Source organism: Lacrimispora sphenoides JCM 1415 (genome assembly GCF_900105615.1).
Classification (GTDB): Bacteria; Bacillota; Clostridia; order Lachnospirales; family Lachnospiraceae; genus Lacrimispora; species Lacrimispora sphenoides.
Map to the genome: position 1 here is coordinate 3,808,821 of NZ_LT630003.1, position 20,708 is coordinate 3,829,528.

Here is a 20,708-nt window from a genome sequence, read left to right on the forward strand (position 1 = left end):
GTGTTATGTTATTATAGCACGACTAAAAAAGACTTACAACAGAAAAATTAATTTTCTGTTGTAAGTCTTTTTGCCTGCTATTTGCTAAGCTGTAAAAGCTTGGACTTAAGCTCCCCTTCCATCCGGCTTAACTCCACTTCTGCTTCCCGGCGTTTTGTCCTGCCATCCGCCTGGATCCGTACCACTTCATCCAAAGTTGTTATCAGGGATTCATTGGTCTTCTTAAGTGTCTCCATGTCCACGATTCCCCGTTCTGATTCCTTTGCCGTCTGAATGGTTGCGGTTTTTAATACCTCTGCGTTTTTCTTTAAAAGATCATTGGTCATATCCGTCACTTCCCGCTGGGCCTTTGCCGCCTGCTCGGAATGGCTGATTCCGATGGCAAGTACCATCTGGCTCTTCCAAAGAGGAATGGTATTCACCAGGGTGGACTGTATCTTTTCCGTCATTAAGGTGTCATTGTTCTGGACTAGACGGATCTGAGGCGCCATCTGAATGGATATCATGCGGGTAAGCTCCAGGTCATGAAGCTTCTTCTCAAAACGGTTCAGCATAGAAGACAAGTCATTGGCTGCCTGGGCATCTTCCGGAAGTCCGCTTTTTGCCGCCCTCTCTAAAAGTGCCGGCAGCTCTTCCTGCTGTACCCTGGCAAGCTTCCGCTTTCCGGCCATAATATACATGGTAAGTTCTTTAAAATACGTGGTATTTAAATCATACATTTTATCCAGAAGGGCAATGTCCTTTAACAGCTGGATCTGATGGTTTTGAAGGACCTTGCAGATCTGGTTTACATTGGTTTCTGCCTTTGCATACTTTGCCTTAATGCCTTCCACACGGTTTGCGCTCTTTTTGAAGAAGCCGAAAAGGCCCTTTTCTTCTTCCTCCACTTCGATGCTCTTAAGCTCGACAACCACCTCTGACAGGATCTGACCCACTTCCCCCAGATCCTTGGACTTTACATTATCAAGAGCTGCTTCCGAAAAATCGGCAATCTTTTTCTGGGCTCCGGCTCCGTACTGAAGAATCAGATTGGAATCCCTTAAATCGATCTTTTCTGCAAAGTCAGCCACTCGTCTTTCTTCTTCCGGCGTTAAATCAGCTGCCGGTGCTTCCTCCACCACTTTAAGAACGCTTTCTGTCTGCACCAGCTGAGTTTCATCCATACCCCCGGGCCCAAGAGGAGACAGGGTCAGTTCCGGAGCTTCCTTTAACATCTCTTCAATATCCTTACTCATTCTTCATACCTCCTGTAAAATCACTTTCGGCCCAGCCATCCTTTTTTAACATCGTCTGGATCACCGATGCATCTGTAGAAACATCCAAGGCAGCATCCTGATAAAGATCATCAAGCAGCCGCTCAAAGGCCTGGTTTATCGTGTCAAGAGTTCTCTCTATCTCCGCCTTTGCGGAAGAAATATTGGCCCCCTGGGTTCCCACGCTGTCAAAATCCCGGTATGCATTTACCAGTTTTACCGTTGTGGGAAGGTAATATTCCATAAAACGCTCCATCTCCCCGATCCGCCCGGGATGTTTGGAAACCGATTCAAATATCCTGCGGATCACATGTTCAAGGCTTGAAATCTTCTGGGAAATCACTTCCCCCGGTATGGCATCGTTGGCCTCCCGCAATATCCTTAAATAGTTCTGGCCGTCGGCCATCATCTGCTTTATTTCCTCTGAAGGAGTCTCTTCCTTTTCTTTTTCTCTGGCTTCTTCCAGTTCCCTTTCCTTAAGGGCCTTCTGGCATTCCAGATACTGCCTGTAGGTATTTTCACTTAAGATCAGGCAGGTCTTTTGCTCATCCAGATATGCCTGTTTGAAAATTCCAAGCTTGATCATCTTTTGGACGTCCTTTAATACAAAATCACGGGATCTTCCAATGTTTCCTGCCAGTTCCTCAATGCTGCAGTACATCCGCTTACCTGACTGTTTCGCATAAATTCTGGCTCTCTTTAACCTGTCCCGGATGCCGATTCCTGCACGAAGCATAAAACCGGATACGCCGCCTAACAGAAGCAAGATTAAGGTTGCACCTGCCACAGCCCAGATAACCGGCTTCACCACCAGAGCCACAATCCATACAACTAAAAGAAGAATCAGGATTATACCAATGCCAATGCTCCCAAACACCGTATACAAAATACCTGATACACGGCCTGTCTGGTTTAACTGCGCCAGTTCCCCTTGTCCGTCACCGGTTCTTTTTAAAACATCCCGGCTGGTCTGAAACGCCCGGTACCCAGGTCCTTCTTCACGGCTCTCTCTTTGTACCGATGCTCCGCTCCACTCCGTCTTCTGGTATGTCTCTGTTTTTTCAGTTCTTTGGCTGCTAAAGCTTCCGGGCGGTATGTTCTTCCTAAACTCCGTCCCCTTAATCAGCTGGCTCCTGGCTTCCTCCAGGGCAGAATTAACCGTATCGGATATGGTTCTGTTCAGCTGGTTAAAATCCATGGAATCAATAGCATTCTGCACCGAATCCCTGATCTGGTCTCCTAAATTTGAAAATTCTTTATTATCCATATTTCCTGGTCTCCCAAAAACAATTTGTTGCATCAGACCTTAATCATATCATGAATTGTCCTGATTTACAATTACGCATACCTGCAAAAAAATAGAAAGCTACCAAAACCGGAAGCTTCACCGGACTTTGGATCACTTTCTATTCTTTTAACAAGCTGCTAGGAAAGCAGATGGCCTTTTTCTTTCATTACTTCTATGACCTGATCCACATATTTCTCACAGGTATCCAGATCAGCGGCCTCTACCATGACCCGTACCACAGGCTCTGTTCCGGACTGGCGAAGAAGGATCCTTCCACTGTTTCCAAGGCTTTCCGCAACCTTTTCCACTTCAGCCTTAACCGCCTCATCATCCTGGGCCGCCGTCTTATCATGGACACGGACATTTTTAAGTACCTGGGGATAGATCTCAAGCTCGGAAACCAGTTTCCCAAGGCTCTCCTTCTTTTCCAGAATGACTTCCATCACCTTTAAGGAAGTTAAGATACCGTCTCCCGTGGTAGCATGCTTACTGAAAATTATATGGCCGGACTGCTCCCCGCCCAGACAATTTCCGTTTGCTGACATATTTTCATATACATACTTATCGCCTACCGCCGTTTTCTCAAACTCAATGCCTTCCCGCTCAAAGGCCTTGTATAGACCGAAGTTTGACATGATGGTGGTCACCACCTTATTATTCTTAAGGGTTCCTTGTTCCTTCATATACTTGCCGCAAATGTACAGAATGGCATCTCCATCCACCACTTCACCGTTCTCATCCACCGCAATACACCGGTCTGCATCCCCGTCATAGGCAAAGCCCACATCGGCTCCCACTTCTTTAACAAATTTCATTAGCTGCCCGATGTGAGTGGAACCGCATCCTGTATTGATGTTTAGGCCGTTGGGTTCATTGCTGATCACATGGGTTTCAGCTCCCAAGGCATCAAAAACATTCTTGGCAATAGCGGAAGCGCTGCCGTTTGCACAGTCCAGGGCCACCTTTTTATTCTTAAAGGATCTGGTAGCTGTGGAAATCAAATAGCCGATATAACGGTTTCTTCCTGCGGCAAAGTCTACGGTACGGCCGATCTTATCGCGTTTTGCCATAGGCAGATCGACCGTCTCTCCATCCAGATACTTTTCAATTTCCAGGGTCACGCTCTCTTCCAGCTTCTCACCCTTTTCGTTAATTACTTTTATTCCGTTATCATAGTAAGGATTATGGCTGGCGGAAATCATGATTCCGCAGGAAAATCCTTCCGTGCGCACTACATAAGATACGCTTGGAGTTGTGGTAACATGAAGCAGGTATGCATCAGCTCCGGATGCGGTAAGGCCCGCCACCAGAGAATATTCAAACATGTAGCTGCTGCGTCTTGTATCTTTACCTATGACAATCCTGCATACTTCATCCGGATTCTTCTGCCCATAGTACCAGCCTAAGAAACGGCCCACTTTATAGGCATCCTCCACTGTAAGCGTCACATTTGCTTCCCCGCGGAAGCCATCTGTTCCAAAATATTTTCCCATATAATCATATCTTCCTTTCATCAGTCTGCAGATCATACAGAACAGTATGTATGCTAATAACCCTCTAATTATCGCCCTTAGGTACCTCACAGGCGTATAGAATGGTTCTTGCATCGTTAAACTCATAGCTGCAGGTTACAAAAGACCAAAGCTGTCTCACCGGTTCTTCCGGCTTCTGAAGAAACAGGCCGTCCTTTGTCATCTCCTCCACATATGCCTGAAAGCTTTCGTCTGTTTCAAACACGGTCTTCCTGCGGATGGGGGAGGCATCCGTATAAAGTGCGGTGATGGGCCTCAAATGGTATTCCCTCTCCGGCGTAAAAATATAAATATCCTGATGTTCCTTAAAAAAAGCCTCATCCTTGTACTTTATGATGTCCTTAAACATCGATCCGTTCTTCATGTGATGCCCGTATATTATGTTATGCCGGCCGGAAAAGTCAGGTTCGCTTTCATAATCAAGGTAAATGGCACCGGCTACGCTCTTCTTGCCCTCAAAATCCGTATCCAGATAAGTTTCATTGTTATCCGTCTGCACAATGGGGTAGTCGATGGCCGTGCCTTCAATCCTGATCCAGCCCACGATATCCGGATTGATTTTACCCAGTTTCTCAAAATCAATAGGGGAAACATAAGCAGCGCTTGTTTCTGCTTCCGGGATACTGGCCTTAGTTTCCCCGGCCGTAGTCTCCCTTGCAAGCTCCGCAAGGCTTTCATACTGCTGTTCGGCATGATCTCTTGTTTTAAAATCAGAATAGAGCTTTCCTACACCCACAGCCAGAAAAATAACGGCTATGATAAGAACGCCAAAGGCCAATTTTTTGCTTTTCATGCTCATTCCTGCTTTCTAAAATGATTTTTTTCCTCCCTAAGTATACCGTATTTTAACAAAAATCACAATCTTTTATAAGCAATGCTAGACTTTTCCACTTTTTTTCTATATACTAAAAAAAGAAAATGTTAATATGGAGACATTATATGAAAAACCAAGAATCTATCGTTCATGTAAATATGCTGGGAGGATTCTCCATATCCATGGGGGACAGGACGATCGTAGACCAGAATAATCAAGCAAAAAAACCCTGGAGCCTTTTAGAATATCTTATTACGTTTCGAGGTCGGGATATTCCGGTAGAAGAACTTATTGATCTGTTTTGGAAAGATGAAGCCAGCAATAACCCGGCAGGAGCCTTAAAGACCTTAATGTTCCGTGTACGCAAACTTTTAGAGCCTCTGGGATATCCCACACAGGAGCTGGTTTTCCAGAACCGTAAAGCTTACGGCTGGACGAAAGACCTTATAACGGTCTGCGATACCGACCAGTTTGAGGACTTGTGCGCCCAATTAGAGGCCCATGGCCTTTCCGAGGATGACCGTTTAGCCCTTTGTCTGGAGGCCTTTGCCCTGTACAAGGGAAACTTTCTTCCAAAATCAGAGTGGGAATCCTGGGTGGTACCGATCCACACTTATTATCACACCCTTTATCAAAAACTGATCCAAAAAACTTTATTCCTTCTGGAGAAAAGAAAGGATTATCCCACCATCATCGATGTATGCCAACAGGCCATTGCCATCGATTCCTATAGCGAAGAAGCTCATTATTACCTGGTCTATGCACTGTACCAAAGCGGCAACCAGCTAATGGCTATGGAACATTACCATCATGTGACTGACATGTTCTATAACGAATTTGCCATCACTCCGTCCATTCGATTTAAGGACCTATACAAGCTTATCAGTGATAAGAAGCATGGAATTACCATGGATCTTAGCACCATACAGGAGATTCTTTCAGAGGGCGGCACGAACAGCGGGGCCTTTAGTTGTGAACCCTCTGTGTTCCGGGACATCTATCAGCTAGAAACAAGGGCGATCCAGCGAACCGGTGACTCCATCTTCTTATGCCTTCTGACCATCAGCAATCTAAAGGGAGAGCTTTTAAAGCCTGCGGTTCAGACAAGGGCGATGGATGAGCTTGGAGAATCTATCCGTAAATCCCTGCGCAGAGGAGATATCTTTTGCCGCTACAGTGTAAGCCAATACCTATTGCTTCTTCCCACGGCAACCTATGAAAACGGCGAGCTGGTGTTAAAGCGCATTATTCAGAACTTCAAAAAAGAATATTCAAGAAAAGATCTTTCCATTACTTATTCATTGCAGAGTATCATTCCAAACTAAGCCTTATGGCTAAAGATACATACAGGAAGCTGCTGCTCACAGGAGGAACCGGATGTTATCAAATGACTTTATTACATTCACATTGGAAAAGAAAAAAAGCATCGCACTAATTGCTCATGACAACGAAAAGCACGCATTGATCGAATGGTGCAAGGAGCATAAATCGGCTCTGGAAAAGCATACTCTCTGCGGCACCGGAACAACGGCACGGATGATCACGGATCAGACAGGACTTCCCGTAAAGGGCTACAACAGCGGCCCCTTGGGTGGTGACCAGCAGATCGGCGCAAAGATTGTGGAAGGAAGAGTCGACCTGGTCATCTTCTTTTCCGACCCTCTCACCGCACAGCCTCACGACCCGGATGTGAAAGCACTTTTACGTATTGCCCAGGTTTACGATATTCCCATTGCCAACACCAGGGCAACCGCAGATTTCATCATCACCTCGCCGCTCATGGAAGAGACCTACGAGCATCAGGTCATCAACTTTCACAAAAACATTGCGGACCGGGCAAAAACCCTTTAAGGGTCCTGACATAAGGATCAACAGAAGGCAGAGCTTTTTAAAATTTAGCCCTGCCTTTTTTCTGTATCTGTCCATATTCTATTCAAAAACTCTTTCACACAATTTTATATATTCCTGATAAGCTGGAAACTCTTCAAGACCTGTAAGGCGTTTAGCGACTCCCTTGTAATACCAGGCGTGTTCTGACTTGTTTTTTTCGTTAAAGCGCTGCCAAAGGTCATCTCCCACTAAAAAATAGTCTCTTGCGGTGGTTCTTAGATTGCTCAGCTTGTCCGCCAGAACAAGGATCTTGCTTTCTCTGGAAGCCTTTTCTAAATGATCAAGTGTCGCGCATTTGCGTTCCTTCCAGCACTTCGTTTTGTCTTCTGTTTCTTCCATAACCAGTTCAGCCACCCGAAGTCCGAACTTTTCCTTAAGCTCTTCCTCCGTAACACCCGTATCCTCCACCACATCATGTAATAGTGCGGCGCAGATCAGCTCTTCATCCGTTACCATCAACGCAACGATGACTGCCGTCTCTAAGGGATGGACGATGTAGGGAATCTTCGTCCCTTTCCGAAAGGTCCCCTCGTGGGACTTGGTTGCAAATGCAACAGCCTTCTCGACCATACTGAGTCTCCTTTTGATCTTTCTAAAACCTCCTTACTATATTAACACAAATAATTCCGATTTAACAGAGCATATTTCACTAGGCTGCCCTTTTCCCATATCTATATATTCATCATCAGCCTCAGGGCTAAAATCACTAAGAATCGGCTTTGGAATATAATAGACTATAAAGATATAGATAAATTCTTTAAAATGTAAGATTAGGATAAGGAGGATTATTTATGAATGCCAATGAATATAGTGATGGATTTGATAATAGAGTAACATGTTGTGATTGTGATCAAAAATGCAGCGTACGAAAATGCGTTTGTAAATCTGAGAGAATCCAAAGAGCTTTAAAACCTAATAGAACATCCTTAAGATGCGGTACATCAACAGGAACTGTAACAATTCCTGTCGATACCCCTGCCGGAGTTACATTTACATTAGCTACTGTAAATGTGGATACAAAATGCATGAACCACCCATGTATTCAATTAGAATTTGCAAGTAACATCATTGCTATCTCTGCAACTTTAGTTCTTAACTTCCAGATTTTTAAACAATGCGGCAATCAAATGGCACCTATTCCAGTAGGACCAATTTGGACATTTTCACCCCCGGTTGAATTTTCTGAAGGTGGTGGCTTTACTAATACCTTCTCATTCTCTGTATGTGATTGTGATACAACCTGTGATGAATGCTGTAACTATCGCGTAGTAGTTACTCCAGTTGGCGCAGCTACAATAGGTATAACCACTATTAATAATTCATCTCTTGCTGCTGTCATTGTTGATCGTGCATGTAAATAATAAGAAAATTCCCATTAATAAATAATAAAAGATGGCGAGTAAATCCATACTATCTGGATACTCGCCTTTTACTTATGACCCATCTGGTTTATGCGCAAGATCACCTTCTACTGCCTCGCTTTCCAAATGTGTATAACCAAAAGCTTCAGCATGTAATAATTTGCAGTTTAGTGTCGTATTTTCAGATATTAACACTCAATCCACAATTGTTTCCACAATATTGTGGATAAGTGTCGTTTTATCGGATATTGCAAACCTCTCTATTACTTTTTACAACTCAAGAAATATTGAATCATAGGCCCTACTTTTTCTTTATTCACGATTACAAAGTAATTGCTTAACATATCTTCAAATTCCTGAGATGGCATATCAAATTGATCTGTTCTGCCTAAATAATCCTCTATCATCATTGTAATTTGAAACTCAGGACTTCCTAGGTCCGGAACATCAAGGACAAACTTCCCATAAGGCTTCAAGATACGATGGGCTTCCATAATAGCTTTTTCAATAAAGTCTTTTTTAAAATATTCGAGGGAACCAATACATGATCCTATGTCAAAAAAGTTTGTATCATATGGCGTTTCATGCATACTGCCGCAATTTAAAGAACCGATAGTCAAATGATGCTTTTCAACAAACCCGTTTAGTAACTGAATGGTTTTGCTGCTTATATCAACCCCATAATATGTGGATGGCCAATTATCATAGCCGCGAAACATTAAGTTTAGGCAACACCCAAGATCAATAAATTTCATATCTATAGCTGGCGATAAATAATCTATAATTTCTTGCCAGCCACTATCAGAAAGCATTCCATCCATCTGCATTTTTTGAAATAAAAGATAATTGGGATCACTTGTAATGTATTCTGGAAGTTCTTTGTACAAGTCAATGCCTCTTCGTCCTAAATCAATAGCTTTGTCATAAGACTCTGCAACTAACTTCAACTGATTTCTCACAAGATTAAGCCTCCCCTTTTATAAAATCCACATTTCTCCATTTGGCATTTCACTTAAGTTACCTTTTTCTATCGATAGAACTTCTCCCGATTTACTGACTTTCACTATGTTGTCATAATATTTATAATCTGATGTTACATTATCATTTTCATCAATGCCTTCTTCTACCCATCGATTAAAATAAAAAGCATCCCCATCTCTAACAATAAAGCTATCTCTGGCCTCCATTTTTATTGTTAATTTCTCAGGATAATACACGATACACTCATGATCAACACTAATAAGCATCAATGGGTATTTAGCAAGCCTTATATTGTATAAATTCAGATCTTTCATATCAAAATGAGCAATTTCTGTTAAAACATTCTTATCCGGTATATATCTGATTATATAAACTTGATCTATATTAAAATCCGCCCTAATGAAGTAAATAATACCTTCAATAAAAATAATATGCTCATAATAAATTCCATATTCTAATTCATATGGGGTGTAGCTATTGCCATCAGGATAAGAAAAAAAGGTAAGTTCATTTCCTTTTATCGGCTCGTTCATAGAAAAGAATACAACCAACGATCAGTACCTATCAAATCTGAATATAATTTCATAAAATCCCCCCTACATGCCTTTATGCCTTTATGCCTTTATTGCCTTTATTGCCTTTTTTCCTTAATTTTACCATGAGCTAATTGCATCATCAATATAAATCCGCAGTCATGCCGGTACTGTTTCCTGGTCCGTATGAATAATGTAAGGCAGATCCAAGTAAATCCGTATATTCTTTTTTCTGAAATTCATGATTTTTAATAGCAGTGATATTTATGTCACATATATTAGTATAGAATATATAAAAGGTGACTAAGTGCATGTCTAATTCAGAAAACTCAAATCGTGATGCTGCAAATACGCCAACTTTCCCCTATGACTATGGACCGAACTCTTTAGTTATTGATCTCAATAAGGCAGCACAGCAAAACGATAATTTCCGTTCGACTTTATGGACGGCAACCTATTTACAGGTCACTCTCATGAGCATTCCTGTCCATGGGAGCATTGGTATGGAAGTCCACACTGATCACGACCAGATTTTACGTATAGAAGATGGTCTAGGCTTAGTTCAGCTAGGGGAAACTCAACTCTCAATGTACGGACAGTATCTTGCATTTTCTAATTATGTTATATTAGTACCTGCCGGTATATGGCATAACATCATTAATATCGGCAATACCCCACTTAAAATATCATCGTTCTATGCCCCTCCTAATTATGCATGGAACACGGTTCAGAGGACAAGAGCTTCTGAACCTACCTCACAGAACAACTCTTAAACAATATTTTCAAACAGCCGGCAGGATTTCCCCGATCCTGCCGGCTCTGCTTCAATGTAAACCAGCACCGGTATCGGACAGGCAGAGGAGCAGATAGTGGCCTTCGGGTATGTATAAACACCCTCGCAGTCCTTACACGATCATCACAATCCAAAGGGTATAAGCAGGGCTTGTGTCAAAAATATTTATATCGAATATTATTATATTGTAAGTAAATATAAAAGGGGGCGCAATGTTTTTATGAAATTACAGGAAATGGCATTAGAAGAATTGAAGGAAGAAGTATTAGAAGCTATAGAAGGAAAATCAGATGATGAAAAAATTGAAATACTCAGAAATAAATTTAAAATTGATTGGGACATCCCCAGATGTTGTGATCGTAGACCATGTAAAATGTGGTATGCTCAGGTTTTCACTTATTGCAGCACATGTGAGTTAGAAAAAGAACTGAACTTTTTCTTGTTCTTAATCAACCTTTTCGGACACATTTTTGGTTTTTGTTTTAACCAGGAAAGTACAGTTTTTTTAGGCTGTACATGCCCTTGTGGTAACAAACAAATAATTCTTTATTATACAATTGTATTTAAGGATTAAATTCTTACCTTCTATTGATGGTGTTTGAGGTTTCCCCGGTAGCTTTTCCGGGGAAATACCGCTGAAACGCGCATAAACGCAGCATTCTGTAAGAATAAATTAAAATATTACGATTTGATAGTACTTATTTTATTGCTCCTCATAAAACTATAATTTTTCGTTTAAAAACGAGACTCTTGAGGCACTTATCCTCACCTACTACTACCACCTAAAAACAGTCAAACCAAGGGGGCCTACAGTCAATATGCAGTCAAAAAATGATATGATTCTATTAATATGGCGGGTTCACTTCAAATTCCGGATACCCGCCTATTTTAAAACCCTGTTTGCCTGAGTAACTTTATTGCTCGTTGTATTCATTTACTTCAAAATTAGAAATCTGATCGTATGCAATGTAATCCTTGCGGCTTATGAACGAAGCTTTGTTGTAATTCTTTTCTATTATATAGGTTGGAGTCGATGCTGCTTTGCTATTATACCATGCAATGAAGTCAGTAATTTTATCCATGGTCATTTCATATTCCTTGCGCTCACCAGTTACCATAGTAATTACAAGAAGAGCCCGATTGCCAGATGGTTCCTCTGGAGCTACTGGAGCAGCTGAGGCTTCATTAGAATTCCAGCTCTCATTACCATTGACAATAGCAACTACTACGTAGTAGTAAGTAGTTCCACTGGTAACGTCCGTGTCAGTATAAGTAGTACCTGTCACACTAGCTGCTATTGTTGTGTATGGGCCTCCTGCTGTCGTGGAACGTTTAATTTTATAGCTTGTTGCATTGGTCACAGCGCTCCAGGTTAAGTCAACTTTAGAAACTCCACCAATAGCCTTTAGGTTTGATGGTGTTTCATCTCTATCATAAGGGAGTAACTCACCCGTAGAGTCTATATCGATAGCATCAAAGCAAAAGCGTTTTTCAATATTTAAATTAGACAATTCAACATAATGTACGCCATCTGTCAGATTATCTATTTCATAAACTAAGCATTGGTCTGTTGAAAGCGTTGGATGGTACAAACTATATGTTCCCACAATTTTATCATCAATTTTTACCTGAATCATTTCTGATCTAGTTATATAAATCTGTTGAATTATCCTTAATTTAGAACCTTTAAACTTAAATTTAACCGCATCTCCATTGCTATCTAAATTAGTTTGTGTCATTTCTCCCGCATAATATGCCTTAGAACCATTATTAATTGAACTCCATGTGCCTTGGTAATGAAAGTATGCATTCAAATTATCATATCTTCTCCAACCAGCTTCAGGAGATGATAGCACCTGCCCTAATACAGCAGCATGTGCAGTTATAGGACTGGTTAATAAAAATAAACAAAATAATAACAATCCTAATATACCCGTTTTTCTTTTTTTACTCATCTTTAGTTTTCCCCTTTATATATTTAATAAGTATAGGTTATACCATAATGTTATGAATTGTCAACTTCATTGATATTAGTAGCCAATCCTTTACAGCATCTATAATAATCTGGCATGTTGCCAACATAAAATTTCCCTATGAACTGCACCCCAGATACGTATGATTCAAATGCATAAAAACTTTATATTTTACCTCTACTAAATAGCAATTTTTTGTAAGTAAAAGCCAGAGACAAATATTGTCTCCGGCCTAGGTTAATCAAATAAATTTTATAGATTTTAATCATACTAAAAACTAATTAATAGGTCCAGTAAGTCGATTGATTATATCTAACTCTGCCATTTCGGCTCCAACATTCTTCCATGTGCCAGTAGATTTATCATAATGATGAACATCTTCTAATCCTTCCCAGCGATTGATACAAGCTCCATCTTTGTTAAAATTATAGGTAATATCATCCAAATAAATTGGAGATGTTTGCATTTCTCCGCTTTGATTCAAATAATACCAGGTTGATGATAGATCTAACCAGCCTGTTTGCATATATCCATTAGCATCAAAGTGATACCACTTTTCATTATCCTGCAACCACGCATTTTGAGAATAACTTCCATCATCATTTTGGTACCACCAGCCACTGGTATTTTGCTTCCATTCCCCTGCAAAGGCTGTTATACTCAAAACCATGGAAATAATAGCAGATGCAATTAATAATTTTGCTTTTTTCATATTTTCTCTCCATTCACTAATTGTAAATTCTATAATATTAATATATACTAAAATGGAAAATTTTACAAGAATCCTTGTTTAATACCAAAAAAACTAAAAGCACACATAGACTTTATGCAGTCTCTGAAACAGCAGGAAGAAAAACATAATGATAAAGGGTGTTGATATGAATAAATAATCCATTGCTTACAGAGGCGTTTGGGGTATACCTTTTAGATATGGACAATGGAGTTGTGGAATAAGTGGTCTCAAATAGTGATGGGATTTTTACTATTATAATAAATTCAAGACTGAACCAAGAGCGGCAAATGCTCGCATACCAGCACGCTCTTTTACATTTTGCCAATGATGATTTTAGTAAAAAATAAGCCGATTCTATAGAATTAATCATGTAATATGATAATAGATTAAAATAGCCTAAGGCTTTTTAATAAATTGAACAAAAGAAAAAAGGGGGGGTAAAATATGAAATGTCCACACTGCGATACTACAATTTCTGACGACAGCATTTACTGCTCTTCATGTGGTAAAAAACTTGAAATGTTGGCCTCTGAGACATTAATAGCAGATACAGCTAAATGTCCTAATTGTGGTACTTTTAATTCAAACAGTTCAAATTACTGCACAAACTGCCGTACACCGCTTACTGAAACTGCTATAGCAGAAAAAAGGGTACAAAATGAGCTGCAAATGCAACAAGTTCAAATTAAAATGCAAGCATTGTCATTAAAAGCTCAGCAAGAACAGCTTCAACTTCAAAGGGAACAATATACTTCCATGGCCAAATGTCCACGATGCGGCTCTACTTCACTATCTGGAAATAAAAAAGGCTTCGGAATTGGTAAAGCAGTCATAGGAGCTGCCTTAGTAGGACCAATAGGGCTTGTTGCAGGAAATGTCGGTGCTAAAAAAGTGCAAGTAACGTGTTTGAAATGTGGTAAAAAATTTAAAGTTTAAGGGGATATGAAAATGTTTTGTAAAAAATGTGGAACTGAATTTAATGGGAAGTTCTGTCCCAATTGTGGAGAGCCATCAGAACCTGTAATAAAAAATGACCAATCTACAACTATTTTAAATGGTGTTGACTTGGATAATGCACCTATTGGACAAGAAAAAGAATCTGTTTTTTCAAAGACATGGTTTATCATTTTCATGACGTTTTGTTGCTTTTTTCCTGTTGGCCTTTTTTTAATGTGGAAATACAAAAAATTTAATAAACCTATAAGAATTATTATTACTGCCTTTTTCGCAATTGGTCTTATTACTGCAATAGGAGGAAACGCAAACTCATCCAGCAAAACTTCATCCAACAATACTAAAGTAGAAACCGTAGAATCAAAAGTGGATGAATCTGAGGAAATAAACACCTCTGAATCAGAGGTTGCTACAGTTGATAATCGAGAAAAGGCTTCCGAAGCAGATAAACAGGTATATGATATTATGTTGTCTGCCGAATCCGATTATAATAAACTAGCTCAAATTATGAGCGCCGATGGTGTATCAATGGTAGATTTATATGATGCGAGCAAAACTGCTGAAAACAATTTTAGAATTTATTGGAATAATATTGATACTATAAAATGTGATGGTATAAAAGAATATAAGAATGCTGCAAAAGATTATATTCTCAATATGCAGTCAATAGCTTCATCAACAAAAAAATATGTTGATAAACAGAATATAAAAGATTTATCTAATGCGAAAGCTAGTATGGAAAATTCTCAAAATTATGCAATCCAAGTTGTAAGTGCACGTTTACAATTTTTAACTGCCTCTGGTTTCAGCGACGAGGAAGCAATGAATATGATAGCTCCTGAATCCGAATCTGAATCAAAATAATAGTATAATTTAATATCAAAAAACCGCCCGAATAGACATTAAACAGGCTCAGTATATCTTAGGTCATGATGACATTAAAACCACTCTTGATACCTATACTCATTTCGGCTACACGGATGTGCAGGTGGACAAACTTAATGATTACTGCAATGCAGTCAAAATGCAGTCAAATGAAAAAGTGATACCGATGAAACACGCATAAAAGCAGCATTCTGTAAGAATAAATTAAATTATTACGATTTGATAGATAATCTTGTAAGATCCATCATTTTCTGATATGCTTATAGGCGTAAAAACCATCAGGAGGAAAAGGAATCAGTATGAACCAATATAACAATCAAATCAGACCAAACCGCAGAAAAACGCGCTCCGGCAATAGAAATGATGCGGGGAAAAACGGTTTTCTATCGGTCCTTCTGTTTTATGTGCTCCCTTTCATCGTTATTAATGGCCTGATCTTTTTTCTGGTAACTTCCAGACCTAAGGGCGAGATTACAATCGGTGAAAGCAGCGATTATATATCCACAACTATGGAGCTTAAGATCAAATCCCTGCTTCCCGTGAATAGCATGGAGGTGTCTTTAAACGGTTCACCCGTTGAGATAACCAAAACAGGCCTTAAGACCTATTCTGCAGTCCTTAAAAGCAACGGAACGCTTACAGTAAAGCTTACATGCTTTAACAAAATGAAGACCGTTATAGATGAACAGGTGGATGTTTTAGATGACACACCTCCAGTCATTAAGGATAATGTAGTTGAAAACGGAATTCTTTCCTTCCGTTTGGAAGACAGCCAGTCCGGCGTGGATTATTCCTCCATTTCCGCCTGTGATGAGGACAACCAGGATATTGCTCCCATGTCCATAGACCGGAGTACAGGCCGTGTAACCTTTGAGCTTATAAAGGACAATTTAAACATCACTGCCAAAGACAATATCGGCAATGAGCTTCATGTAACCATTACCCCCCAGGGCGAAAGCATTGAAGAAGAGGAAGCACCAGACGGACAGACTGAGGTTCAGACAGAATCTTAAGCTATACCGTATGATAAGTAAATAGGAAGAAAACAAATAAAGTGCAGTTCCTGAATATGTGGAACCGCACTTTATTCGTATCATTATTGAATTGTTTCCTTTATTGAATTGTTTCCTTTATTAAATCCTGGTACCAATAAAAACTGTCCTTGGGAATCCTGGTCTGGGTTTCATAATCTACAAAAACAATTCCGAATCTGTCGTCGTACCCCTTTTCCCATTCAAAGTTATCTAAAAAACTCCAAAGGAAATACCCGGTGACATCCGCACCATCAGCAATTGCCCGCTCCAGCTCTGTCAGATAACGCTTAAGGTAATCAATCCGGCCAGGGTCATGAACGTCACCATCCAGGGAAACCACATCAAGAGCAGACATACCATTTTCCGTAATAATCACAGGTAGCCGATAGGTCTCATAAAAATCGCGGACCGCCCAGTACATGGCCTTTGGCGTAATCGGCCACCCCATTCCGGTCTTTCCATGTCCGGCCGGAAGCTTTCCAAGCAAAATCTTTCCCTGATTATCATGGCTGACTGAGGTTCCCTGATATAGGTTCATCCCGCAAAAATCCAGAGGCTGGCTAATGAGTTTTTGTTCTTCTTCCGTTATAACCGGAAGCAGAGGCCCAAACAGCTCTTTGCATTTGTCATGAAATGTTCCTTTTAAAAGCAGTTCATTCCAGAATGCGGAGGAGTAAATCCAATCTTCTTTCCCAAAGGAATTCTGAAGCCTTCTGGCGGCATCGATCAGTTCATCCGTTTCATCAACAGGCCAATAGGCATTACCGCAGGTAGGCGCATAACCAACCCTACTGTCCGGTACCCATTTTCTTATCTCCTGTACCGCCCTTCCATGAGCCAGCGCAATATGACGGCACATGATAAGCATTCTCTCCACCGGGTATTTGATCCCGGGAGCATGAATGCATTTGTCATATCCAAGCCAGGTAAATATCTGAGGTTCATTGAACGTAAAGAAATGCTTTACACGGTCTCCCAACGCTTTTGCCACGGCTTCCGTGTAAGAGGCAAACCATTCCGGACTTTCCGGATTCAGCCAGCCGCCCTGCATCTCCAGTTCATTGGGATAATCCCAGTGATACAGGGTTACATAAGGAGTGATTCCGTATTTCAGCAATTCATCCACTAAATCGGAATAAAACTTTAATCCTTTTTCATTTAACGAACCACAGCCCTTAGGAAAAATCCTGGGCCAGGAAATAGAGAACCTATACGCTTTCACTCCCAATTCTCCAAGCAGAGCTACATCCTCTTTCATGCGGTGGTAATGATCACATGCCAATTCTCCGGTATGTCCTTCAAAGATCCTTCCCTCCTCCCGGGCAAATACATCCCAGATGGACTTACCTTTGCCATCTTCCTGTGCGCCTCCCTCGATCTGATACGAGGAAGTCGCAGTCCCCCATATAAAGTCTTTTTTGAAATTCATCTCTTTATCCTTTCACACTGCCGGCAGTCACACCACCGATAATAAATTTAGATAAGCATAAATAAATAATCGCTACCGGTACAATTGCTATGGTAATCAGCATATAAACCTGCCCCATATCAAACTTCAGGAAATCCGCACTCCGAAGCTGTGCAATCAGAATCGGCAATGTCTTTTTGGCATTGGATTTCAGCACCAAAGAGGGTACAAAGTAATTATTCCAGGAAGCCACGAATGCAAAGATCCCCTGTACCGCAAGTGCCGGCTTGACAATGGGAATTACAATCGCATTAAAGGTGTAGAATTCATGGGAACCATCGATTCTTGCCGATTCAATGATCTCAAGGGGAAGATTGCTCTCAAAATAGGAAACCATGAAATAAAACACCACCGGAGCAGCCATGGAAGGAAGGATAAGGGGGACAAAACTGTCCATAAGCCCCATTTTGCTGATCAGTCTTAAAAAACCAAGGGTCGTTACCTGATTGGGAATCATCATAATTAAAACGATAAACAGATAAGCCACATTTCGCAGCCGGAATTCATAAGCATGAATGGCATAAGCAGTCAGAGCTGAAACATATACCGCAAGCGCCGCAGAGCTTCCGGCTATCAGAAGACTGTTGACGATCCCGTATACGACCGGAAGATTCTTATTATGAAGTACGTTATACAAATTGGAACCAAAGGACTTACCCGGAATAAAGGAAAATCCCTTTGAAATCTCTGGATGAGACCTGGTTGCATTTATGATCAGGCAATAAAAGAAGAAGAGGCATAAAAACGCCAAAAGTGACAAAAATACATACGCAACGGCCTTCTTTATATTCATCGACTTGCCCATTACTTTCCTCCTCTCTTTTTCCCTGCACCGGTCAGTACAAAGAATACCACCAGACTGAGTGCTGCCGTAATGACAAAGAGTATTACCGATAAGGCACCTGCCATGCCATAATTCTTACTGTAGAGATGGTTATTCAAAAACATAATCAGTGTAGTACTGGTTCTGTCCGGACTCCCCTTTGCATTTGTCAGTACCTGAGGTACATCAAACATCTGCAAACCGCCGATCAGAGAAGTGATCAGGACATAAATAAAAATAGGCTTAATGGTGGGCATGGTTATCTTTGTGAATATCTGCAGAGATTTTGCTCCGTCAATGGAAGCCGCTTCAAATAAAGATGCATCCACACCAAGAATCGCAGCCATTAAAAGAATCGTTGTGTTTCCAAACCACATCATAAAGTTCATGAGCCCTACCAGACCCCTGGTTCCCCAAACGGTTGCCAGAAAGCGGAAAGGGCTGTTTAAAATCCCCAGGTTTATAAGCAGGTTATTCATAGGGCCGTCATCGGAGAACAGAGCAAAAAACAGCATGGCAAAAGAAGCCGCCATTATGACATTTGGCATATAGATAATGGTCTTAAAGAAAGTGCTTCCTTTTAACCTTAACTTAAAATCCGAAAACCAGACTGCCAAAATCAAAGAAATGATAATCTGGGGAATAAAGCCGATGATCCAAAGAATCATGGTATTTCCCAGATACTTAAATAAGTCACTTTGAAAAATAGATACGTAATTTTGCAGTCCTACAAAGTTAGGACCGATCTGCGTCAATCCGGAACGATAATTTTCAAACAGGCTGTTATAAAAAGTATTTACCAGGGGGATAAAGGAGAATATCAAATAAGTGGCAAAAAACGGTATCAGAAAAATATATCCCCATTTCGCATAGCTGATTTTTTTTCTGGTCTTTGCCTTCTTTTCTTTTACCATTGCAAAACCTCCTGTTTTATACAGGACGGGAAATCCCCGCCCTGCAGCTCACAACTATTCTGTCTTTAATTCCGGGTACTTTTCAGTAATTGCGGTGTAAAAATTCTTCAGTGCCGTATCTTTGTCAACAGCCCCATTAAAGTAATCATGCATTGCAGTCTGGAATTCTTCATTAAGGCCCTGGTCATAAGGAGAGATTTTACTCATATCAATTTTTTCAGCTGCATCGCAGTACATCTGAAGCGGATTCTGCCCTCCGAGGAATTGGGACTTATAATCACTCTTTGCCAATTCTTCCATAACTGTCTTGTTATTGACAAAGTCATTCTTTTCTTCTACGATCTTTTTCATCGTTGCATCATCACAGCAAATGGTTCTCATAATGTCCGCTACAATATCGGCATTATCGGTTCCGTTGGCAGCACAAATCCAGGTTCCGCCCCAGTTATAGGACTCCGGGCCAATAGTTGCCGCCCAGTCACCATAGCAGCCATTTCCCACTTCCTGTTTTCCACCATCCGCTTCTGCTTTCTCAAGGGAGTTTCCTGCCATAACGAAGTCCACACCCCATGCAGGCATGAAATAGCCGAATACTTTTCCTTCCGGTCCTTGGCCGGCAGCCCATTCTGCTGCCCAAAGGATGGTCTTCTGGTTATATCCCTTATCCGTATAATCTTTTGTCTGCTCCACCCACTTTTTCATGTTAGGATCAATGACAACCTTAGTTCCATCAACCCAGGGAGCGGAAACATTATTGGAAAAGGTACGATAGGTATCATCAAAACCGGATACCATATAATACCCTTTTTCTTTCATCTTTTCCGCAGTCTTATCAAAGGAATCCCAATCATTGATTGCCTTCTGGACTTCTGCCGGATCGTCGGTTCCAAGCACAGCCTTTGCAATGGAACGGCGGTAAATATAGAGTCCAGGGCAGCCCTGCCAGGAAATTCCCTTCTGCGCACCGTTTGCATCCTGGGCGATCTCCTTGGTATAGTTATATTGTTTGGACATATCCTGATCCGTGATGCCGATATCCTTTAAATCAGTGGTACTGTCGGAATTCACATATTTCAAAATATAATCCGCCTCTACCAGAAACATATCAACTTTGTCATCCGCTTTTGCATCCGCCTGATTTAACAGAGCCTCATCAAGAGCATTCTGATACGCATTGTTTTCACTGGGGGTTGTTATAAAGTTAACCGTATACCCTTCTGGCAGCTTAGAAGCATAATAATCCTCATATCTTGCCTTGAATTCATCATTCCAGACATAGATATTGACAACTTTCCCCTCTGTACTGTCAGCCCCCTTTTCTTCTGCTGCCTCCTTACTGGTGGCCTCAGTAGTTCCACTTCCGCTCTGAGTACTTTGAGCGCTCTTGGAACTGCAGCCTCCAATCAGTGATGCTGCCATTGCAGCACACAACAATCCGCTTACTACTTTCTTCCTCATATTACCCTCTCCTTTTCTGAT

Annotated in this window: 21 protein-coding genes; 8 read left to right on the top strand and 13 right to left on the bottom strand. The window is 40.9% G+C overall.

All coding sequences use genetic code 11. From position 1 onward, the window contains the following. Positions 1-77: 77 nt before the first annotated feature. The 4 genes from BMX69_RS17240 to srtB all read right to left on the bottom strand — a co-directional run bounded on the left by BMX69_RS17240 (position 78) and on the right by srtB (position 4,866). Entirely contained in the window at positions 78-1,235 is a 1,158-nt protein-coding gene (locus tag BMX69_RS17240; RefSeq protein WP_100043032.1) for a toxic anion resistance protein, read from the bottom strand. Then, positions 1,228-2,520, bottom strand: a complete 1,293-nt coding sequence (locus BMX69_RS17245; protein ID WP_100043033.1) for a 5-bromo-4-chloroindolyl phosphate hydrolysis family protein — start codon at positions 2,518-2,520, stop codon at positions 1,228-1,230. Before BMX69_RS17245 ends, BMX69_RS17240 begins: the two co-directional genes overlap by 8 nt. 158 nt (positions 2,521-2,678) lie before the next feature. Beyond that, positions 2,679-4,034, bottom strand: a complete 1,356-nt coding sequence (gene glmM, locus BMX69_RS17250) for a phosphoglucosamine mutase (RefSeq protein WP_054790280.1) — start codon at positions 4,032-4,034, stop codon at positions 2,679-2,681. 64 nt (positions 4,035-4,098) lie between these two features. Next, a complete protein-coding gene (srtB, locus tag BMX69_RS17255; RefSeq protein WP_100043034.1) occupies positions 4,099-4,866 on the bottom strand; it encodes a class B sortase in 768 nt (255 codons plus the stop codon). A 146-nt stretch (positions 4,867-5,012) separates the two neighbouring features. Here srtB and BMX69_RS17260 point away from each other — a divergent pair, with 146 nt between their 5' ends. Together BMX69_RS17260 and BMX69_RS17265 are read left to right on the top strand one after the other, a co-directional pair. After that, positions 5,013-6,212: a BTAD domain-containing putative transcriptional regulator gene (locus BMX69_RS17260; RefSeq protein ID WP_025230078.1), complete on the top strand. Its 1,200-nt coding sequence runs from the start codon at positions 5,013-5,015 to the stop codon at positions 6,210-6,212. Positions 6,213-6,264: 52 nt separating this feature from the next. Beyond that, a complete protein-coding gene (locus BMX69_RS17265) occupies positions 6,265-6,738 on the top strand; it encodes a methylglyoxal synthase (protein ID WP_025230079.1) in 474 nt (157 codons plus the stop codon). A gap of 78 nt (positions 6,739-6,816) precedes the next feature. Here BMX69_RS17265 and BMX69_RS17270 read toward each other — a convergent pair whose 3' ends face one another. After that, entirely contained in the window at positions 6,817-7,347 is a 531-nt protein-coding gene (locus BMX69_RS17270) for an HD domain-containing protein (protein ID WP_025230080.1), read from the bottom strand. Positions 7,348-7,568: 221 nt separating this feature from the next. Between BMX69_RS17270 and BMX69_RS17275 the strand changes: the two genes are divergently transcribed. Continuing rightward, positions 7,569-8,138, top strand: a complete 570-nt coding sequence (locus BMX69_RS17275; RefSeq protein WP_054790200.1) for a DUF4489 domain-containing protein — start codon at positions 7,569-7,571, stop codon at positions 8,136-8,138. 263 nt (positions 8,139-8,401) lie between these two features. Here the strand turns inward: BMX69_RS17275 and BMX69_RS17280 are convergent, their stop codons facing one another. Both BMX69_RS17280 and BMX69_RS17285 read right to left on the bottom strand, forming a co-directional pair. Beyond that, the gene (locus tag BMX69_RS17280) at positions 8,402-9,097 is read right to left on the bottom strand and encodes a class I SAM-dependent methyltransferase (protein ID WP_100043035.1); all 696 of its coding nucleotides are present in this window, start codon (positions 9,095-9,097) and stop codon (positions 8,402-8,404) included. Positions 9,098-9,115: 18 nt separating this feature from the next. Next, on the bottom strand, positions 9,116-9,652 hold the full coding sequence (locus BMX69_RS17285) for a hypothetical protein (protein ID WP_100043036.1): 537 nt from the start codon (positions 9,650-9,652) through the stop codon (positions 9,116-9,118). Between the two features lie 311 nt (positions 9,653-9,963). On the opposite strand from BMX69_RS17285, the gene BMX69_RS17290 reads away from it, so the two are divergent. Both BMX69_RS17290 and BMX69_RS17295 read left to right on the top strand, forming a co-directional pair. After that, positions 9,964-10,425, top strand: coding sequence for a cupin domain-containing protein (locus tag BMX69_RS17290; protein ID WP_054790196.1), 462 nt, complete (start codon positions 9,964-9,966; stop codon positions 10,423-10,425). Between the two features lie 240 nt (positions 10,426-10,665). Then, positions 10,666-11,019 carry a hypothetical protein gene (locus BMX69_RS17295; protein ID WP_054790195.1) on the top strand — a complete coding sequence of 118 codons (354 nt, stop codon included), beginning with the start codon at positions 10,666-10,668 and terminating at the stop codon, positions 11,017-11,019. Between the two features lie 340 nt (positions 11,020-11,359). On the opposite strand, the gene BMX69_RS17300 is transcribed toward BMX69_RS17295, so the two are convergent. Both BMX69_RS17300 and BMX69_RS24930 read right to left on the bottom strand, forming a co-directional pair. After that, positions 11,360-12,400, bottom strand: coding sequence for a fibronectin type III domain-containing protein (locus BMX69_RS17300; protein WP_100043037.1), 1,041 nt, complete (start codon positions 12,398-12,400; stop codon positions 11,360-11,362). 295 nt (positions 12,401-12,695) lie between these two features. Then, positions 12,696-13,130, bottom strand: coding sequence for a hypothetical protein (locus BMX69_RS24930; RefSeq protein ID WP_100043038.1), 435 nt, complete (start codon positions 13,128-13,130; stop codon positions 12,696-12,698). A gap of 465 nt (positions 13,131-13,595) precedes the next feature. Here BMX69_RS24930 and BMX69_RS17310 point away from each other — a divergent pair, with 465 nt between their 5' ends. The 3 genes from BMX69_RS17310 to BMX69_RS17320 all read left to right on the top strand — a co-directional run bounded on the left by BMX69_RS17310 (position 13,596) and on the right by BMX69_RS17320 (position 16,003). Continuing rightward, positions 13,596-14,087: a zinc ribbon domain-containing protein gene (locus BMX69_RS17310; protein ID WP_100043039.1), complete on the top strand. Its 492-nt coding sequence runs from the start codon at positions 13,596-13,598 to the stop codon at positions 14,085-14,087. Between the two features lie 12 nt (positions 14,088-14,099). Further along, entirely contained in the window at positions 14,100-14,969 is an 870-nt protein-coding gene (locus BMX69_RS17315; RefSeq protein WP_100043040.1) for a zinc ribbon domain-containing protein, read from the top strand. 320 nt (positions 14,970-15,289) lie between these two features. Next, on the top strand, positions 15,290-16,003 hold the full coding sequence (locus BMX69_RS17320) for a hypothetical protein (RefSeq protein WP_054790191.1): 714 nt from the start codon (positions 15,290-15,292) through the stop codon (positions 16,001-16,003). 100 nt (positions 16,004-16,103) lie between these two features. Here the strand turns inward: BMX69_RS17320 and BMX69_RS17325 are convergent, their stop codons facing one another. Genes BMX69_RS17325 through BMX69_RS17340 form a run of 4 tightly spaced genes read right to left on the bottom strand, consistent with a single transcriptional unit; the run spans position 16,104 to position 20,687 of the window. Then, a complete protein-coding gene (locus BMX69_RS17325; protein WP_100043041.1) occupies positions 16,104-17,453 on the bottom strand; it encodes a GH1 family beta-glucosidase in 1,350 nt (449 codons plus the stop codon). A 4-nt stretch (positions 17,454-17,457) separates the two neighbouring features. Beyond that, on the bottom strand, positions 17,458-18,297 hold the full coding sequence (locus BMX69_RS17330) for a carbohydrate ABC transporter permease (RefSeq protein ID WP_100043042.1): 840 nt from the start codon (positions 18,295-18,297) through the stop codon (positions 17,458-17,460). Further along, the gene (locus BMX69_RS17335) at positions 18,297-19,229 is read right to left on the bottom strand and encodes a carbohydrate ABC transporter permease (protein WP_100043043.1); all 933 of its coding nucleotides are present in this window, start codon (positions 19,227-19,229) and stop codon (positions 18,297-18,299) included. Before BMX69_RS17335 ends, BMX69_RS17330 begins: the two co-directional genes overlap by 1 nt. Before the next feature lie 54 nt (positions 19,230-19,283). After that, a complete protein-coding gene (locus BMX69_RS17340; RefSeq protein WP_100043044.1) occupies positions 19,284-20,687 on the bottom strand; it encodes a type 2 periplasmic-binding domain-containing protein in 1,404 nt (467 codons plus the stop codon). Between the last annotated feature and the right edge of the window lie 21 nt (positions 20,688-20,708).

What these genes read in the sequence shown, in the direction of transcription:
- BMX69_RS17240 (WP_100043032.1), bottom strand. Translation starts at nt 1,235, where the DNA reads ATGAGTAAGGATATTGAAGAGATGTTAAAGGAAGCTCCGGAACTGACC.
- BMX69_RS24930 (WP_100043038.1), bottom strand. Translation starts at nt 13,130, where the DNA reads ATGAAAAAAGCAAAATTATTAATTGCATCTGCTATTATTTCCATGGTT.
- BMX69_RS17290 (WP_054790196.1), top strand. Translation starts at nt 9,964, where the DNA reads ATGTCTAATTCAGAAAACTCAAATCGTGATGCTGCAAATACGCCAACT.
- BMX69_RS17340 (WP_100043044.1), bottom strand. Translation starts at nt 20,687, where the DNA reads ATGAGGAAGAAAGTAGTAAGCGGATTGTTGTGTGCTGCAATGGCAGCA.
- srtB (WP_100043034.1), bottom strand. Translation starts at nt 4,866, where the DNA reads ATGAAAAGCAAAAAATTGGCCTTTGGCGTTCTTATCATAGCCGTTATT.
- BMX69_RS17275 (WP_054790200.1), top strand. Translation starts at nt 7,569, where the DNA reads ATGAATGCCAATGAATATAGTGATGGATTTGATAATAGAGTAACATGT.
- BMX69_RS17295 (WP_054790195.1), top strand. Translation starts at nt 10,666, where the DNA reads ATGAAATTACAGGAAATGGCATTAGAAGAATTGAAGGAAGAAGTATTA.
- BMX69_RS17285 (WP_100043036.1), bottom strand. Translation starts at nt 9,652, where the DNA reads ATGAACGAGCCGATAAAAGGAAATGAACTTACCTTTTTTTCTTATCCT.
- BMX69_RS17270 (WP_025230080.1), bottom strand. Translation starts at nt 7,347, where the DNA reads ATGGTCGAGAAGGCTGTTGCATTTGCAACCAAGTCCCACGAGGGGACC.
- BMX69_RS17245 (WP_100043033.1), bottom strand. Translation starts at nt 2,520, where the DNA reads ATGGATAATAAAGAATTTTCAAATTTAGGAGACCAGATCAGGGATTCG.
- BMX69_RS17310 (WP_100043039.1), top strand. Translation starts at nt 13,596, where the DNA reads ATGAAATGTCCACACTGCGATACTACAATTTCTGACGACAGCATTTAC.
- BMX69_RS17300 (WP_100043037.1), bottom strand. Translation starts at nt 12,400, where the DNA reads ATGAGTAAAAAAAGAAAAACGGGTATATTAGGATTGTTATTATTTTGT.
- BMX69_RS17315 (WP_100043040.1), top strand. Translation starts at nt 14,100, where the DNA reads ATGTTTTGTAAAAAATGTGGAACTGAATTTAATGGGAAGTTCTGTCCC.
- glmM (WP_054790280.1), bottom strand. Translation starts at nt 4,034, where the DNA reads ATGGGAAAATATTTTGGAACAGATGGCTTCCGCGGGGAAGCAAATGTG.
- BMX69_RS17330 (WP_100043042.1), bottom strand. Translation starts at nt 18,297, where the DNA reads ATGGGCAAGTCGATGAATATAAAGAAGGCCGTTGCGTATGTATTTTTG.
- BMX69_RS17265 (WP_025230079.1), top strand. Translation starts at nt 6,265, where the DNA reads ATGTTATCAAATGACTTTATTACATTCACATTGGAAAAGAAAAAAAGC.
- BMX69_RS17335 (WP_100043043.1), bottom strand. Translation starts at nt 19,229, where the DNA reads ATGGTAAAAGAAAAGAAGGCAAAGACCAGAAAAAAAATCAGCTATGCG.
- BMX69_RS17325 (WP_100043041.1), bottom strand. Translation starts at nt 17,453, where the DNA reads ATGAATTTCAAAAAAGACTTTATATGGGGGACTGCGACTTCCTCGTAT.
- BMX69_RS17260 (WP_025230078.1), top strand. Translation starts at nt 5,013, where the DNA reads ATGAAAAACCAAGAATCTATCGTTCATGTAAATATGCTGGGAGGATTC.
- BMX69_RS17320 (WP_054790191.1), top strand. Translation starts at nt 15,290, where the DNA reads ATGAACCAATATAACAATCAAATCAGACCAAACCGCAGAAAAACGCGC.